Annotated in this window: 15 protein-coding genes and 2 tRNA genes; 12 read left to right on the top strand and 5 right to left on the bottom strand. The window is 70.0% G+C overall.

Annotation, left to right across the window (positions count from 1 at the left end; all coding sequences use genetic code 11):
* The first annotated feature begins 24 nt into the window (after positions 1 to 24).
* The 3 genes from gyrA to OHT61_RS16135 all read left to right on the top strand — a co-directional run bounded on the left by gyrA (position 25) and on the right by OHT61_RS16135 (position 3,490).
* Complete coding sequence (gene gyrA / locus OHT61_RS16145; RefSeq protein WP_329039094.1) at positions 25 to 2,652, top strand: DNA gyrase subunit A; 2,628 nt, start codon at positions 25 to 27, stop codon at positions 2,650 to 2,652.
* 93 nt (positions 2,653 to 2,745) lie between these two features.
* Positions 2,746 to 3,342 carry a DUF3566 domain-containing protein gene (locus OHT61_RS16140; protein ID WP_329039092.1) on the top strand — a complete coding sequence of 199 codons (597 nt, stop codon included), beginning with the start codon at positions 2,746 to 2,748 and terminating at the stop codon, positions 3,340 to 3,342.
* 71 nt (positions 3,343 to 3,413) lie between these two features.
* Positions 3,414 to 3,490 (top strand) — tRNA-Ile (locus OHT61_RS16135).
* A 373-nt stretch (positions 3,491 to 3,863) separates the two neighbouring features.
* On the opposite strand, the gene OHT61_RS16130 is transcribed toward OHT61_RS16135, so the two are convergent.
* On the bottom strand, positions 3,864 to 4,223 hold the full coding sequence (locus OHT61_RS16130; RefSeq protein WP_329039090.1) for a DUF6344 domain-containing protein: 360 nt from the start codon (positions 4,221 to 4,223) through the stop codon (positions 3,864 to 3,866).
* Positions 4,224 to 4,495: 272 nt separating this feature from the next.
* On the opposite strand from OHT61_RS16130, the gene OHT61_RS16125 reads away from it, so the two are divergent.
* Both OHT61_RS16125 and OHT61_RS16120 read left to right on the top strand, forming a co-directional pair.
* On the top strand, positions 4,496 to 4,630 hold the full coding sequence (locus tag OHT61_RS16125; protein WP_219818897.1) for a DLW-39 family protein: 135 nt from the start codon (positions 4,496 to 4,498) through the stop codon (positions 4,628 to 4,630).
* Positions 4,631 to 4,998: 368 nt separating this feature from the next.
* Positions 4,999 to 6,327: a hypothetical protein gene (locus tag OHT61_RS16120; protein WP_329039088.1), complete on the top strand. Its 1,329-nt coding sequence runs from the start codon at positions 4,999 to 5,001 to the stop codon at positions 6,325 to 6,327.
* 85 nt (positions 6,328 to 6,412) lie between these two features.
* On the opposite strand, the gene OHT61_RS16115 is transcribed toward OHT61_RS16120, so the two are convergent.
* Together OHT61_RS16115 and OHT61_RS16110 are read right to left on the bottom strand one after the other, a co-directional pair.
* A complete protein-coding gene (locus OHT61_RS16115; protein WP_329039086.1) occupies positions 6,413 to 7,753 on the bottom strand; it encodes a serine/threonine protein kinase in 1,341 nt (446 codons plus the stop codon).
* A 117-nt stretch (positions 7,754 to 7,870) separates the two neighbouring features.
* Positions 7,871 to 8,419: a helix-turn-helix domain-containing protein gene (locus OHT61_RS16110; protein WP_329039084.1), complete on the bottom strand. Its 549-nt coding sequence runs from the start codon at positions 8,417 to 8,419 to the stop codon at positions 7,871 to 7,873.
* Positions 8,420 to 8,589: 170 nt separating this feature from the next.
* Between OHT61_RS16110 and OHT61_RS16105 the strand changes: the two genes are divergently transcribed.
* Positions 8,590 to 8,662 (top strand) — tRNA-Ala (locus tag OHT61_RS16105).
* A gap of 306 nt (positions 8,663 to 8,968) precedes the next feature.
* On the opposite strand, the gene OHT61_RS16100 is transcribed toward OHT61_RS16105, so the two are convergent.
* A complete protein-coding gene (locus OHT61_RS16100; protein WP_329039082.1) occupies positions 8,969 to 9,688 on the bottom strand; it encodes a DUF5324 family protein in 720 nt (239 codons plus the stop codon).
* 349 nt (positions 9,689 to 10,037) lie between these two features.
* Here OHT61_RS16100 and OHT61_RS16095 point away from each other — a divergent pair, with 349 nt between their 5' ends.
* Positions 10,038 to 10,565, top strand: a complete 528-nt coding sequence (locus OHT61_RS16095) for a peptidylprolyl isomerase (protein WP_329039080.1) — start codon at positions 10,038 to 10,040, stop codon at positions 10,563 to 10,565.
* A gap of 191 nt (positions 10,566 to 10,756) precedes the next feature.
* Positions 10,757 to 11,662: a rhomboid family intramembrane serine protease gene (locus tag OHT61_RS16090; protein WP_329039078.1), complete on the top strand. Its 906-nt coding sequence runs from the start codon at positions 10,757 to 10,759 to the stop codon at positions 11,660 to 11,662.
* 242 nt (positions 11,663 to 11,904) lie between these two features.
* Here OHT61_RS16090 and crgA read toward each other — a convergent pair whose 3' ends face one another.
* Positions 11,905 to 12,159, bottom strand: a complete 255-nt coding sequence (gene crgA / locus OHT61_RS16085; protein WP_329039076.1) for a cell division protein CrgA — start codon at positions 12,157 to 12,159, stop codon at positions 11,905 to 11,907.
* Positions 12,160 to 12,295: 136 nt separating this feature from the next.
* On the opposite strand from crgA, the gene OHT61_RS16080 reads away from it, so the two are divergent.
* The 4 genes from OHT61_RS16080 (at position 12,296) to OHT61_RS16065 (ending at position 15,455) form a co-directional block, all read left to right on the top strand.
* Positions 12,296 to 13,063: a DUF881 domain-containing protein gene (locus OHT61_RS16080; RefSeq protein ID WP_329039074.1), complete on the top strand. Its 768-nt coding sequence runs from the start codon at positions 12,296 to 12,298 to the stop codon at positions 13,061 to 13,063.
* A 162-nt stretch (positions 13,064 to 13,225) separates the two neighbouring features.
* Positions 13,226 to 13,414: a hypothetical protein gene (locus tag OHT61_RS16075; protein WP_329039073.1), complete on the top strand. Its 189-nt coding sequence runs from the start codon at positions 13,226 to 13,228 to the stop codon at positions 13,412 to 13,414.
* Positions 13,411 to 14,049, top strand: coding sequence for an aminodeoxychorismate/anthranilate synthase component II (locus OHT61_RS16070; protein WP_329039071.1), 639 nt, complete (start codon positions 13,411 to 13,413; stop codon positions 14,047 to 14,049). The genes OHT61_RS16075 and OHT61_RS16070 overlap by 4 nt, the downstream gene beginning before the upstream one ends.
* Entirely contained in the window at positions 14,046 to 15,455 is a 1,410-nt protein-coding gene (locus OHT61_RS16065; protein ID WP_329039068.1) for a class E sortase, read from the top strand. The genes OHT61_RS16070 and OHT61_RS16065 overlap by 4 nt, the downstream gene beginning before the upstream one ends.
* Positions 15,456 to 15,471: the final 16 nt, after the last annotated feature.

Here is a 15,471-nt window from a genome sequence, read left to right as displayed (position 1 = left end):
AGCTCGAAAGGACTTTGACCAGCAATGGCCGACGAGAACACCCCTGTGACCCCTGAAGAGGAGCCCGCACTCGCGGGCGTGGGCATGCGTGTCGAGCCCGTGGGGCTTGAGACGGAGATGCAGCGCTCCTACCTCGACTACGCGATGTCCGTCATCGTGTCGCGCGCGCTGCCCGACGTGCGGGACGGCCTGAAGCCCGTTCACCGCCGGGTGCTCTACGCGATGTACGACGGCGGCTACCGGCCCGAGAAGGGCTTCTACAAGTGCGCCCGCGTCGTCGGTGACGTCATGGGTACGTACCACCCGCACGGCGACTCCTCGATCTACGACGCGCTCGTGCGACTGGCGCAGCACTGGTCGATGCGCATGCCGCTCGTGGACTCCAACGGCAACTTCGGTTCCCCGGGCAACGACCCGGCCGCCGCGATGCGGTACACCGAGTGCAAGATGATGCCGCTGTCCATGGAGATGGTCCGGGACATCGACGAGGAGACCGTCGACTTCAAGGACAACTACGACGGGCGCAACCAGGAGCCGGTCGTTCTGCCGGCCCGCTTCCCGAACCTGCTGATCAACGGCTCCGCGGGCATCGCGGTCGGCATGGCGACCAACATCCCGCCGCACAACCTCCGCGAGGTCGCGGCCGGTGCGCAGTGGTACCTGGAGCACCCTGAGGCCTCGCACGAGGAACTCCTGGACGCGCTGCTCGAGCGCATCAAGGGCCCGGACTTCCCGACGGGCGCGCTGGTCGTCGGCCGCAAGGGCATCGAGGAGGCGTACCGCACCGGGCGCGGCTCCATCACGATGCGCGCCGTCGTGGCGGTCGAGGAGATCCAGGGCCGTCAGTGCCTGGTGGTCACGGAGCTCCCGTACCAGACCAACCCCGACAACCTGGCGCAGAAGATCGCCGACCTGGTGAAGGACGGCAAGGTCGGCGGGATCGCCGACGTCCGCGACGAGACGTCCTCGCGTACGGGCCAGCGTCTGGTTGTCGTGCTGAAGCGTGACGCGGTCGCCAAGGTCGTGCTGAACAACCTGTACAAGCACACCGATCTCCAGACGAACTTCGGCGCGAACATGCTGGCGCTGGTCGACGGGGTGCCGCGCACGCTGTCGATCGACGCGTTCATCCGGCACTGGGTGACCCACCAGATCGAGGTCATCGTCCGGCGCACCAGGTTCCGGCTGCGCAAGGCCGAGGAGCGGGCGCACATCCTGCGCGGCCTGCTCAAGGCGCTGGACGCGATCGAAGAGGTCATCGCGCTCATCCGGCGCAGCAACACCGTCGAGATCGCGCGCGAGGGCCTGATGGGCCTCCTGGAGATCGACGAGATCCAGGCGAACGCCATCCTGGAGATGCAGCTGCGCCGGCTGGCCGCGCTGGAGCACCAGAAGATCACCGCGGAGCACGACGAACTCCAGGCGAAGATCAACGAGTACAACGCGATCCTCGCCTCCCCCGAGCTGCAGCGGCAGATCGTCAGCGAGGAGCTGGCGGCGATCGTCGACAAGTTCGGCGACGACCGGCGTTCCAAGCTCGTGCCCTTCGACGGCGACATGTCCATCGAGGACCTGATCGCCGAGGAGGACATCGTCGTCACGATCTCCCGCGGCGGCTACGTGAAGCGCACGAAGACGGACGACTACCGTTCGCAGAAGCGCGGCGGCAAGGGTGTCCGCGGTACGAAGCTCAAGGAAGACGACATCGTCGACCACTTCTTCGTGTCGACGACGCACCACTGGCTGCTGTTCTTCACGAACAAGGGCCGGGTGTACCGGGCCAAGGCGTACGAGCTGCCGGACGCCGGCCGCGACGCGCGCGGTCAGCACGTGGCGAACCTGCTGGCCTTCCAGCCCGACGAGCAGATCGCGCAGATCCTGGCGATCCGTGACTACGAGGCGGCGCCCTATCTGATCCTCGCCACCAAGGGCGGCCTGGTGAAGAAGACTTCGCTCAAGGACTACGACTCGCCGCGGTCCGGTGGCGTCATCGCGATCAACCTCCGGGAGACGGAGAGCGGCGCGGACGACGAACTGATCGGTGCCGAGCTCGTGTCGGCCGCGGACGACCTGCTGCTCGTCAGCAGGAAGGCCCAGTCGATCAGGTTCACCGCCACGGACGACGCGCTGCGTCCCATGGGCCGCGCCACCTCGGGCGTCAAGGGCATGAGTTTCCGTGAGGGAGACGAACTGCTCTCGATGAATGTTGTCCGGCCGGGTACGTTCGTGTTCACTGCCACCGACGGCGGTTACGCGAAGCGGACCGCGGTGGACGAGTACCGCGTCCAGGGTCGCGGCGGTCTGGGCATCAAGGCCGCCAAGATCGTGGAGGACCGTGGTTCCCTCGTCGGCGCGCTGGTGGTGGAGGAGGCGGACGAGATCCTCGCCATCACGCTCGGCGGTGGTGTAATTCGTACGCGGGTCAATGAAGTCAGGGAGACGGGCCGTGACACCATGGGCGTCCAACTGATCAATCTGGGCAAGCGTGATGCCGTCGTCGGCATCGCGCGCAACGCCGAGGCCGGTCGCGAGGCCGAAGAGGTCGACGGGACCGATGTGGCCGACGGCGCCACGGTCGAGGCCGATGCCGAGACCGTGGTCGAGGGCACTGTCGAAGGCACGGCGCCTTCGGCCGGGGAGCACGAGGAGTAGAGCGTGAGTGGAGCCACGGGCGCTGGTTCGGCCGCTTCCGGAGCAGGGGCGAGCAGCGCCCGTGGCCCTGCCACGCACTCCCAAGGGGGCACTGTGACGGACACTCGGGGACCTCAGCCGCAGTACGAGGGGTACGCGACCGGGCCGTTGCCCGGTGAGCGGGAGCCCGCAGCGGGCCAGGCGGGGCCCTATCACCCGCCGCAGGCGTACCCGTCCCCCGCGGGCGGGACGCAGGGTGGCGGCACAGAGGGCGGAGCGCAGGGCGTGGGCGGCGTACAGGCGATGCGTAAGCCTCGGACGGGGGCGCGGACGACTCCGCGCATCCGCAAGGCCCGTCTGCGGGTGGCGAAGGCCGATCCGTGGTCGGTGATGAAGGTGAGCTTCCTGCTCTCCATCGCGCTCGGCATCTGCACGGTGGTCGCTGCCGCGGTCCTGTGGATGGTGATGGACGCGATGGGCGTCTTCTCCACCGTGGGCGGCACGATCAGTGAGGCGACCGGCTCGAACGAGAGCAACGGCTTCGACCTCCAGTCGTTCCTGTCGCTTCCGCGGGTCCTCATCTTCACGTCGGTCATCGCCGTGATCGATGTGGTGCTGGCCACCGCGCTGGCGACGCTGGGCGCCTTCATCTACAACTTGTCGGCCGGCTTCGTGGGTGGCGTTGAGCTCACTCTCGCCGAGGACGAGTAGGGCGCCGGGTATCGATTTTGGGACTGGCCCCGACGTGCGCTAATCTTCAGAAGTCAGCGCAGCAGCGCGGCGGGGCTATAGCTCAGTTGGTTAGAGCGCATCCCTGATAAGGATGAGGCCACAGGTTCAAATCCTGTTAGCCCCACCAGCACGAAGGCCCCCACCGGTAACGGTGGGGGCCTTCGGCGTATGTGGCCTCTTCCGGCCTGAGGGCGCTTCTCTCGCGGTACGACCGACGGCTTCCGGATGACGGGCCGGGGTCGCGGTCCCGGTGCTCCGAGGCGCGTAGGAGCGGTGACGGTGGGTCGGGCGGGCGGGCGTCCGGCCCGAGTCCGGAGGCGGTCACGGTCCGGTGGCCGGCTCCGGAAGGTAACCCTCGCGGGGCCCTCGCCACCCCGCCCGGGCATCGCCCTCTCCCCTGGGTGGCGGCCGACGGGGCGCGGGAGGGCCCACCCGGGCACACGGGAAGGCCCCTGCCGGTGTGGACCGGAACAGGGGCCTGGGTGGCGTCGGTGCCGCCCTCAGGGCGGCAGCGGGGTGGAGTCCCCGGCAGGAGCCGCGTCGCGGGCCGAGCGGGTGCTGCCGGTCGCGTGTGCGGCCTCCGAGGTGTCCGCCGCCAGCTGCCGGGTGGCGGGTGAGGAGCCGTGGGCCTCTGCGCGGATGCGCTGCTTCATCGTGGGTGGCAGCGCCCTGTCACGCGGAAGGGTCCATCGGACCGACGGGGTGGTCGCTGTTGCCGCGGCCGCCCCCGTGTGCTCGTGGCTCGTGGTCGTCGGCTCCGCGGCCGCGGCCTGGGCGGTGGCGAGGCCCAGTGAGGCGAGAAGCGCGAAGAAGGCGGTGATGAAGGCGGTCCAGATGCTCTTGACCCTGAAGGTGCTCATGGCCCCTCGCTTTCAGGTGGTCCGGTTTGCTTACCTTTCCGATGATGTGGATGTGGACCGCGGATTCCGGCAGCGACGCCCCCGCTGCGCCGATCTTCTGATGAACACCACTCTTATGGTTCAACCGGCCTCGACAACCTGTCTCCGGGGTGCGGGGAGGGCCCGTGACGGCCTCCTGCGGGGGCGCGGGCAGGTCACCGATCGGTATCGGCCGGTGTGTATAGTCGGGCGGCAGAAGTCCCCTATACGCCAAGGAAAGACGAGGTCGCGCGGTGAAGAAGCTTCTCCTGGTCGCACTGGCCGCCATCGGCGGGCTCCTCGTGTACCGCCAGATCCAGGCGGATCGCGCCGAGCAGGATCTGTGGACGGAGGCGACCGACTCCGTGCCCGCAGGTCCGGGTGTGTGAGACGGAACAGTCTGCTAGGAGCCCCGGCCGCCGAGCGGCCGGGGCTTTGTGCTGTCCGGGCGGCGCTGCCGTGGTGGACGTGATGGCGGCCGCGCCCAGGGGTTCACGGTTCGCTTGAGCGAATCATGTGGTTGCATCTGCAATTACGGGGGATGGGTCGCGCCGCCGCCGGCCGCCTGGGAGACCGGGGGCCGGTACCGCGACGGCGGCAACAGGACGGTGACCGCTGACAGCGGTGGTGCCGGCGGGGCAGGATGGACGGGCATCGCGACCGAGCCCGGCGCGGGCGCCGCGGCCGGTCCGTTCGCCGCTCCCGCCTTCGTACGCCGCCGGCGCGGGGCCGGCACGCACACGACGAGGGGAAGCGCGTGAAGAGGCAGCGCAACAGGGGCCGGGTGACGCTGGCGTCGATCGGGGTGATGTGCGCGGTGGTCGCGCTGCCGGGACAGGCGCGCGCGGCGGACGCCCCCGCCGCGTACAGCTTCGATCCCGCGGCGACGCCGGTCCGGGGTGCGGAGACGAACGCCGACGCGGTGGAACTCAAACCCGGTGCGGTGTACCGGAGTTCCATCGAGAAGGACCAGAAGCTCTACTACCGCGTGGAACTCGACGACGCGACCGACGCCTACGTGTCCGCGGTCGTCGTGCCGAAGACGGCCGGGCAGGTGGCCTACGGCGACGGCATCACGATCAGCATCAGGGATCTCGACGACAACCGGTGCGATTCGCAGGACGCGGACTTCGGGCCGGCGGAGTTCCCCCGGCCGATCGCCGCCTATGCCCACAGGACCCTGAAGAAGGGCGTCACCACCTGCGCGGCGAGCGGCACGTACAACGTCCTGATCGAGCGCGAGAGCAAGGCGACCTCCGCGCCCTCCGGCTGGGACCTCGAGCTGCGTTTCGAGAACGAGCCGACGGTGAAGGACGCCGGATCGCAGCCCACCGAGGCGCCGGAGAACTGGCCCTCCGCGTCCCCGGTGCCGCCCTCGGGCACGCAGAAGCGCTCCGGGGGAACGGGGTTCGCCGACGCCACCGGGCTGGAGTCGGGGGAATGGGTGGACGACATCGCTCCCGGGCAGACCCGTTTCTACCGGGTGCCCGTGGACTGGGGGCAGCAGATCTTCGCCACGGCGGCGCTGAGCAACAGCAGCCGGTCGACCGAGTTCCTCGGTAACGCCCTGGCGGTGTCCCTGGACAACCCGGCCCACGGCCATGTGGACGGCGCGACCCTGTCGTACTCCGGAGCCCCCAACTCCGTTTCCCTGCAGCCTCTGCCGCCGGTGGCCTACGAGAACCGCCACGCCTCGGCGGCCAGGGTCAGCGCCATGCGCTTCGCAGGCTGGTACTACCTCTCGGTGACGCTCTCCCCGAAGGTCGCGGAGCACTACGGCGACGACCCGATCGGACTGACGCTCAAGGTCAAGGTCGTCAACGACGGCAAGCCGTCGCCCTATCGAGGGGAGGCCGGGATCTTCGGGGTCGGCGACGACGACAGGGACATGGCCAGGAGCGGCCAGAGCGCTTCCGACGCCGACAGGAGCGACACCATGAAGATGGTGGCCGCGGGAGGCATCGGTACGGGCACCGTGCTCGTGCTCGGACTCGGGCTGTGGACGCTCCTCGCCAGGCGGCGGGAGGCAGGCGCCACCGCGGCCGCCGGCGGGCACCGGACGGGCGGACAGCCCCCCGCCTGGTAGCCGGCCGTGAAAGGGCGGCACACGCCCGGTGGCCTGTGCCGGGTCCGGAAGGTTCCAGCCTGGTGCGTCCCCGGCTGGTGTCCGGTCAGATCTGGGTCAGCGCCCAGATGCCCACCCCGAAGCAGATAAGGGCCACCAGCAGTACGGGGACAGCGACTCTCGGGGACGGGCCGGGCCGCCTCGCGGGAGCCGCGTGCGGAGCGGCCGTGCTCGGTGTGAAGTCCTGGGGAGCCTGGGGGTGCTGCGCCGTGTAGGAGCGGGTCGGGGCGGCGCCGTAGGGCACGGCGGCCGTCGCCGCCTGCGAGAGGTCCGAGCCGGGCGCGTAGGGCCCGTACGGGGAGGCGGGGGGCTGCTGCGGGGCGGTCACCTGCTGCGGCGGGGGCGCGAGGTGGAAACTGCCCGTCTCCGACATCGAGGACGGCAGGGAGGACGGTGCCTGCTGCCCGCTGTCCTGTGCGGGCACGTACGCCTGCGCAGGGTGCTGCGGCGGCGTCGCCCGGCCCGCGCGCGGCTGTGTGGGCGGTGCCTGCGGTTCGTCGGCGGGGGCTTCCGGTCCGTCGGGGCCGAACCCCGCCGGCAGGGGACCGATCTGGTCGAAGACCTCGACCGGTTCGGCGTCCGCCCCGGACTCCGCCAGCATCTCCACCGCTGCCGTCAGCGCCTTGCGCGCCCCTGTGGCCGTCCTGAAGCGGGCCTGCGGGTCCGGCTGGAGCAGACCGGCGAGAACCTGCCACAGGGGCTCGGGCACGCCCTGCGGGGCACCGGGGGTGCCGTGGGCGGCGAAGTACTCGATCAGCGCCTGGGCGTCGGGCTTCTGTCCCTGCAGCAGGTAGAGCGCGACCAGGCCGACGGCGAAGAGGTCGGCCGGGAAGTCCGGCTCCGCCCCCATCATCTGTTCCGGTGCGAAGTAACCCGGCGTACCGACCACGTAGTTGGTCTCGGTCAGCCGTGGCTCTCCCTTGCGCATCGAGATGCCGAAGTCCGACAGCCGTAGATGCGGACGCCCCGTGCCGGTCGCCTCCATGAGGATGTTGGCCGGTTTGATGTCCCGGTGGACGACCCCCTCGGCGTGCACGGTGGACAGTCCGGACAGCAACTGGTCGAGGAGCAGGCAGACGAAGCGGGGAGGCAACGGGCCGTAGTCGCCGATGACATGGGCCAGCGATCCACCGCTGACCAGATCCATCGTGAAGAGGACCTTGTCGTCGTCGGCGGCCCAGCTGGCGGGCGCGAGCACATGCGGATGTTCGATCCGCAGTGCCTGCTCGCGGACGAAACGCAGCAGCGTGTGCGCGTCGCTCTGCTGCAGGACCTTCGCCGCCACGTACCGGCGGCGCCGGTGGTCCCACGCGCGCCAGACGGCGCCGACCCCGCCACGTCCGATCGGATCGACAAGCTCGTACCGCCCGGCGAAGACCTCACCCATAGCGCTGTGCCCGCTCCCGTTCCGTATCGGTTCGTGCCCCGGCTGTCGGGATACTGCCACGGGCTGTGCTTCCCCGTGGCAGTTCCGGGCCCTGGGGCCTGCTCCTGGTGAAGGGCCCTAGCTCTGGTGGGCTTCGTAGTGCGCTACCGCGTCGGCGGTGCGTCCGGCCCCGTACACCCTGAGGAACTCTGCCAGTTCGGGGTGTGCGGGGGCGAGGGAGTCGGCCGCGTCGATGATGTCTCCTGCCGCGGCGACCGACCGCAGCAGCGACTGGATCTCACGGACCACGCGGCGCACGGTGGGAGCTCCGCCGGTGGTGGCGGTCTGGCCGGTGCTGGTGAGGACGGAGCCGCCCTGGGACTTCTTGATCTCTTCCATCCGGTCCGTCGCCTCTCCCGCGCTGACGCTGCCGTCCGCCACCAGGCCCGCCAGCTCCTGGAGCGCCTGGACCCGCTGGACCACGGCGGGGTTGCCGATCTTGGCGCGCTGGCCGCTCATCAACTGGGAGAGCATCGGGGCCGACAGCCCGAGCACCGCGGCGAGCCGGGCCTGATTCAGGCCCAGGTCGTCTATCAGCCTGCGGAAGAGCGCTCCCAGCGGCTCCCCGTACCAGCTGCGCTGGAGCTCTCTGGCTCTAGCCGTGGCCTCTTGCTGCGCTGCGTCCATTGCGTCTCCCCATCGCTGCGGCTTCGCTGCTGCGAACCTCGTCGTGCATCTTACGGAGAGCGGTTCCAGACCGGGAGTCCCAATCCTTTTGCAGGTTTCAGGGGGTCACCCGGTACTCTGTTCTGCGACGGACCTCGTGGCAGGGATGTGCGCTGCGATGCCCTCGTTTCGGGGCCTTAGCTCAGTTGGTAGAGCGCTGCCTTTGCAAGGCAGATGTCAGGAGTTCGAATCTCCTAGGCTCCACATCCGAAGAGCCCGGGCCACCTGCGGAAAGCAGGTGGCCCGGGCTCTTCTCGTGGATCGGCACGGTCGTGGGCGGACGTTGCCCCCGGGCTCATCGAGACGTGCCCCCACGCCCGTCGAGACGTGCCCCTCAGGCTCATCGGTCCGCGGAAGCGGCCGGTGTGCCGGGCTGTCACGGCCTGACACCGGATCCCACCGGTACGCGTCTCCGTTTCACGTGAAACGGCGAGGGGCGCCGGAGACACTGAGGTCTCCGGCGCCCCTCGCAGACGTCCGTTTCCCGGGGATCCGGGCCGGCGTCGTCGGTCAGCGGTTGTCGTCCCGGCCGTCCGCACGGTCCGAGCCGGACTCGGCCTCGTCCTGCTTGACGCGGACCTCGGGGTCGAGGACGGAAGTGCTGCTGCCGTCCACCGAGGTCAGCGGAGCGCGATCGTCAGCCACCTCGGTGGGGGCGGGCGGCTCGACGAGCCAGTCCGGGTTGGCCTGCTTGTCCCACCACTTCCAGGCGGCGAGGGCTCCGCCGGCCAGCACACCGAGCACGAGGAGGCCCTTGGCCGCCCGGCCGGCCTTGGCCCGCCGCTCGTGCTTCCTGACGAGCTTGTGGATCTCCTTGGCCGTGACCTGCCCGCGCAGCGCCGCCAGGGCGGCCGTACTGCGTGCGGTGGCCTCCTCCGCCATGGGGCGGCTCGCCGCCACGGCGTACTCGACACGGGGCACGGTGTAGTCCGCCGCCGTCCGGGCCGCACTGCGCGTCCGTACAGCCGCCTTGTGCGCGGCCTCGTCGACCTTGGGGGGCACGTGGGTCAGTGCCTGCTCGATGCGAGGCGCGAGGTACGCGTCGTACTGGACGCGGGCCTGCGCGGCTGCCTTCGACATCTTGGGCGCGAGGCGGGCGCGGGCCTCCTGGGCGTAGTGCGCGGCCTGTTCCTTGGCTGTGTCGGCGTACGGCGCCACCACTTCCGCGGCGTGCTGCGCGCTGTCCTTCGCCGAGTAGGTTGCGGCGCGCACGCTGTCGATGCGGGTCACGGGATCCTCCTCCTTGGTGGCGGGTAGGTACTCCGCCTATCCACCCAATTCGAAATCATGCCCGCTGAGGCACAGAGCGCCATGCGGGACGGGCATCCGGGTCATGTCGGCATTCTCGGTCAGTTCGGTGCAGGGGGAGCGTGTCGGCGACGTTGCCACGGTTCGTGTCGGCGCGCTCCACGCTGTCGGGCACATGGCCGCACCCGCGTGCGCGGCCGACCGGAGAGGCGTGGGGGAAAACGGGCGACACGGTGAGCGCGGCCCCGGCGCAGCGCGGTGACCGGGGTGGTGAGGGGGTGTGCCGTGCGAGGATCGGGGGTCACCAGCGAGGACTTACGGAAGGCAGATCGTGGCCGAGGAGCTTTACGCCACCTTGAAGACCAACCACGGCGACATCGCGATCCGGCTTCTGCCGAACCACGCGCCCAAGACGGTCAGGAACTTCGTCGAGCTCGCCACGGGCGAGCGTGAGTGGACCGACCCGGGGACCGGCCGGAAGTCCACGGACAAGCTGTACGACGGGACCGTCTTCCACCGCGTCATCAGCGGCTTCATGATCCAGGGCGGCGACCCGCTCGGCAACGGAACGGGGGGCCCGGGGTACGAGTTCGCCGACGAGTTCCACCCCGATCTCGCCTTCACCCAGCCCTACCTGCTGGCGATGGCGAACGCGGGGCCGGGCACCAACGGATCGCAGTTCTTCGTCACGGTGTCGCCCACCGCCTGGCTGACCGGCAAGCACACCATCTTCGGCGAGGTCGCCGACGAGGCGGGCAGGAAGGTCGTGGACGCCATCGCGGCCGCTCCGACCAACCCGCGTACCGACCGGCCGCTCCAGGACGTCGTGATCGAGTCGGTCGTCGTCGAGACCCGCTGACCGACGATCGCGTCCCGCCGGAGTCACCGCCCGGGCAAGCGGGCGGGCAGGCCGCACGGAGGCACCGTCCGGCAGGCGGGCCACCCGTGCGGGAACCAACCGCGCTGCTCGTCCGTACTGCTACATAACGGGCGAGCAGGTGGTCACATGTGCGCCGCCTCCCCGGACGAGGACCGAAGGGGCCGTGACCGATGGAGAAGCAGCAGCCGCCGGAAGGCCAGGACGGGTCCGCGGCTGCGGGCGGCCCTCCCACCTGCTACCGGCACCCGGATCGGGAGACCGGGATCCGCTGCACCAGGTGCGAGCGCCCGATCTGCCCGGACTGCATGATCGGGGCATCGGTCGGATTCCAGTGCCCGGAATGTGTCCGCCAGGGCTCCGGGACCGGCCATCACACCGCGGCCGCGCGGCCGCGGACCCTGGCCGGCGGCGGTGTCGCGGCCGACCCGAGGCTGATCACCAAGATTCTGATCGCCCTCAACCTCATCGTCTTCGTCGTGGTCTGGGCGAGGCCGGAGTTCCTCGACGATCTCCTGCTGTTCGGCCGCGCCACCACGGACGACCCGTCCGCCGGGTACGAGGGCGTGGCCGAGGGGCAGTGGTACCGCCTGGTGACGTCGATGTTCCTGCACGTGGAGGTGTGGCACATCGCCTTCAACATGCTGGGGCTGTGGTGGCTCGGAGGCCCTCTGGAAGCGGCACTCGGCCGGGTCCGCTACCTCGCGCTGTACCTGCTCTCCGGGCTCGCGGGCGGCGCGCTCACCTACCTGATCGCAGGCCCCGCACAGGGCTCGCTCGGGGCCTCCGGCGCCGTATTCGGTCTCCTGGGCGCCACGGCGGTGCTCATGCGGCGGATGAACTACGACCTGCGTCCGGTCGTCGCGCTGCTCGTGGTGAACCTGATCTTCACCTTCAACCCGTGGGGCCGGATCGCCTGGCAGGCGCACGTCGGGGGACTCGTCGCCGGAGCCCTGATCGCGATCGCCATGATCCACGCACCGCGCGAGCGCCGGAATCTCGTGCAGTACGGCGCCTGCGCGCTGGTCCTGCTCGTGGTCGTGATCGTCGTCCTGGCGAGGACCGCAGCGCTGACCTGAGCGGAATCGGCGCTTCGGGGGTGCGGTTGTCCACAGAACGTGCCTGATCTTGTGCACGACGTGGCGAACAGGTGTGCCCCTTGTCGCTGGACCGGGTTTTACCAGCCAGGACAAGGGGCGCGCCCTCTCGCAGTGCGTAAGTGTGTAGTCACACCGGCGTCAACAGCGAGGGAAGTTATCCACAGATCGTCTGACCTTTTCCCCCGCCTGTGGATAACTCTGTGGGTAACTTCAGGGCAGAGCTACTTCCACTGCGTGGAGACGCCGAAGCCACCGGCGATGAAGCCGAAGCCCACCACGATGTTCCAGTTGCCCAGCGCGCTGAGCGGCATGTCGCCCTCGGTGACGTAGAAGAGCACGATCCAGGCCAGACCGACCAGGAAGAGCGCCAGCATCACCGGCGCCACCCAACTGCGGTTGCCCAGCTTTATGCTCGTCGACTGCTTCGCCGGCGGCGGCGTGAAGTCTGCCTTCTTGCGGATACGTGACTTCGGCACGAGGGACTCTCCTGTCGATGCGCTGCGTGACCGCGCAGGGATCTGTGGCTGGCGCCGGGGCGCGAGGGGGAATGCTGCCTCCCCGGGGCGTCCGTTAGCGTAGTGCTTCCGTGGCGCCTAAGGAGATAAGGGTACGTTGAGCAATTCTGACGACTCTCCTCGAGGCCCGGCCCGGCGCATCTCGCGCCGGCCGGTCCAGGGCCTCACGGCTGCCGTCTTCGCGCTGGCCGGACTGATCTTCGTCACCAGTGCCAACGCGGCCAAGGGGACCGACATCCGCACCGACTCCTCGCTGCTGAAACTCTCCGATCTCATCCAGCAGCGCAGTGAGAAGAACGCGGAACTGGACGAATCGACCGCATCCGTCCGCGCGGACATCGACACCCTCGCCCGTCGGGACGACGGACGCACCCGCGCCCAGGACGCCGAACTGGACGCCCTGGAGAAGGCCGCGGGCACCACGGCGGTCACCGGGGAGGCGCTTTCGGTGACGCTGAACGACGCGCCGCCCAACGCCACGGCCAACCCGGGATATCCCGACCCGCAGCCGAACGACCTGGTCATCCACCAGCAGGACCTCCAGGCCGTGGTCAACGCCCTCTGGCAGGGCGGCGCGAAGGGGATCCGGGTGATGGACCAGCGCCTGATCTCCACGAGCGCGGTGCGCTGCGTCGGCAACACCCTGATCCTGCAGGGCCGGGTCTACTCGCCTCCGTACAAGGTCACGGCCGTCGGGGACCGGGGGAGGCTCAGGCAGGCGCTGGACGACTCCACGGCGATCCAGAACTACCAGTTGTACGTGAAGGCGTACGGGCTGGGATGGAAGGTCGAGGAGAGCGACAGGCTGACGCTCCCCGGCTACGCGGGCACCGTCGACCTCCACTACGCGCAGCCGGTGCGGTAGGCCGCCCGGCCGGGCCCCAGCGGCGCCGGCGCCCCGTGCGACGCGCCGGGGCGGACCCGTACGACGTGCGTGTGACGGACCCGTCCCGGTGGCTTTCCACAGCTGACCCACGCCTGAGCCCGCGCCGTTTAGTCTGGTGCCGTACCGAACGGAGGCAACAGCATGTACGGCTGGATCTGGCGGCATCTGCCGGGCAACACATGGGTACGGGGCTTCATCTCGCTCGTGCTGGCCCTGGCGGTTGTCTACGCGCTCTTCCAGTACGTCTTCCCGTGGGCGGAGCCTCTGCTGCCGTTCGGTGACGTGACGGTGGACGGCCAAGGCACGGGCGGAGCGGGGACCGGTCAGTGAGCGCACGCATTCTCGTCGTCGACAACTACGACAGCTTCGTCTTCAACCTCGTCCAGTACCTCTACCAGCTCGGCGCGGAGTGCGAAGTCGTCCGCAACGACCAGGTGACCACGGCACACGCCGACGACGGGTTCGACGGAGTCCTGCTCTCCCCCGGCCCGGGAACACCCGAAGAAGCCGGTGTCTGCATCGAGATGGTGCACCACTGTGCGCGGAGCGGCGTCCCGGTCTTCGGTGTCTGCCTGGGCATGCAGTCGATGGCCGTCGCCTACGGCGGTGTCGTGGACCGGGCTCCGGAGCTGCTGCACGGCAAGACATCCCCCGTACTGCACGACGGCCAGGGGGTGTTCGCCGGACTGCCGTCCCCCTTCACCGCGACGCGGTACCACTCGCTCGCCGCCGAACCCGCGACGATCCCGCCCGAACTCGAGGTCACCGCACGCACCGTCGACGGCATCATCATGGGGCTGCGCCACCGTGAACAGGCTGTGGAGGGCGTGCAGTTCCACCCCGAGTCGGTGCTCACGGAGCACGGGCACCTGATGCTCGCCAACTGGCTGGAGCGGTGCGGCGACGTGGGGGCCGTCGCGAGATCGGTGGGGCTCGCCCCAGTGGTGGGCAAGGTAGCGGCGTGACCTCGTTCCGCCCCGATTCCGGGCAGGAAGGCTCGTACGCGCGGGGAGCGTACGAGCCCGACGGCACGTTCGAGGCGGCGGTGGAACAGCTCGCTGATCCGCTGAACGACCCCCTGCCGGAGCAGCACGCCTCGAACTGGCCCCGCCCGGAGACCGCGGGGGCCGACGAGGAGCCGCCCGGGGCGTCCGAGACGCCCAGGACGGCGCCCCGGACGCCCGTGGAGACCCCCGGAGAGTGGTACGACCCCGAGGGCTACCAGCGGGACTGGTACGGGCAGCAGCGGCCGGGCACGGGACCCACGGCGGGCCCCGCCGAAGGGACCGCCGTACTGCCCGGTCTCGCGACCGCGGTGGCGGAACCCTCGCGGGACACCGCGGAGAAGCCGGCCGCGCCGTCGTCGCCACGGCGCCCCGCGCCCGGCCGGGCCGGGGTCCCGCCCCAGGCGCGGCCGGCCGGCGGCGACGAGACCATAGCCCTGCGGACCGCCGACATCCGGCGGGCACAGGGCCCGGAAGCGACGGACTCCGCGGCGGCCACCGACTCGGCGACGGCCGCGGCAACGGCCGTCTCGGACGGGACGACGGCCACCGGTGGCCGGGCCGAGCGCCGGCGGGCCGCCAAGGGGCGCGGAAGACGCCGGCCGGAACCCGGGCCGCCCGCGGCATCCGGGACGGCGGCGTCCGGGGCCCCGATGTCACGCGTGGAGGCTCGTCGCGCGGCCCGTGCGGCCAAGGAGAGCCCCGCCGTGGTGGCGAGCCGCGTCGTCGGAGAAGTCTTCATCACCTTCGGCGTGCTGATGCTCCTGTTCGTCACCTACCAGCTGTGGTGGACCAACGTCCGGGCCGACCAGATCGCCGGCCGGGAGACGCACAAGATCCAGGACGACTGGGCGAGTGGCGAGCGCAGTCCGGGGGCCTTCGAACCGGGCCAGGGGTTCGCCATCATGCACATCCCCAAGCTGGACGTCGTCGCGCCGATCGCCGAGGGCATCAGCAAGGAGAAGGTCCTCGACCGGGGCATGGTCGGTCACTACGGCGAGGGCAAGCTGAAGACCGCGATGCCGTCGGCGAAGCAGGGCAACTTCGCGGTGGCGGGTCACCGCAACACCCATGGCGAACCGTTCCGCTACATCAACAAGCTGAAGCCCGGTGACCCGATCGTGGTCGAGACCCAGGAGGCCTACTACACGTACGAGATGACCAGCATCCTTCCGCAGACGTCGCCCTCGAACGTGGCGGTGATCGACGAAGTCCCCCCGGGTTCCGGGTTCACCGGCCCCGGCAGGTACATCACACTGACGACCTGTACGCCGGAATTCACGAGTACGTACCGAATGATCGTGTGGGGCAAGATGGTCGACGAACGCCCGCGGAGCAAGGGGAAGCCCGACGCGCTCGTCGGCTGAAGCGGGCTGGACGACA

The organism is Streptomyces sp. NBC_00178, from assembly GCF_036206005.1.
Classification (GTDB): Bacteria; Actinomycetota; Actinomycetes; order Streptomycetales; family Streptomycetaceae; genus Streptomyces.
Note: the sequence above shows the minus strand (reverse complement) of the source record. Positions and strands in the feature narration are given on the sequence as shown.

Coding starts and splice junctions, on each gene's coding strand:
- OHT61_RS16075 (WP_329039073.1), top strand. CDS start 13,226: ATGTACGGCTGGATCTGGCGGCATCTGCCGGGCAACACATGGGTACGG.
- OHT61_RS16130 (WP_329039090.1), bottom strand. CDS start 4,223: ATGAGCACCTTCAGGGTCAAGAGCATCTGGACCGCCTTCATCACCGCC.
- gyrA (WP_329039094.1), top strand. CDS start 25: ATGGCCGACGAGAACACCCCTGTGACCCCTGAAGAGGAGCCCGCACTC.
- OHT61_RS16110 (WP_329039084.1), bottom strand. CDS start 8,419: ATGGACGCAGCGCAGCAAGAGGCCACGGCTAGAGCCAGAGAGCTCCAG.
- OHT61_RS16115 (WP_329039086.1), bottom strand. CDS start 7,753: ATGGGTGAGGTCTTCGCCGGGCGGTACGAGCTTGTCGATCCGATCGGA.
- OHT61_RS16090 (WP_329039078.1), top strand. CDS start 10,757: ATGGAGAAGCAGCAGCCGCCGGAAGGCCAGGACGGGTCCGCGGCTGCG.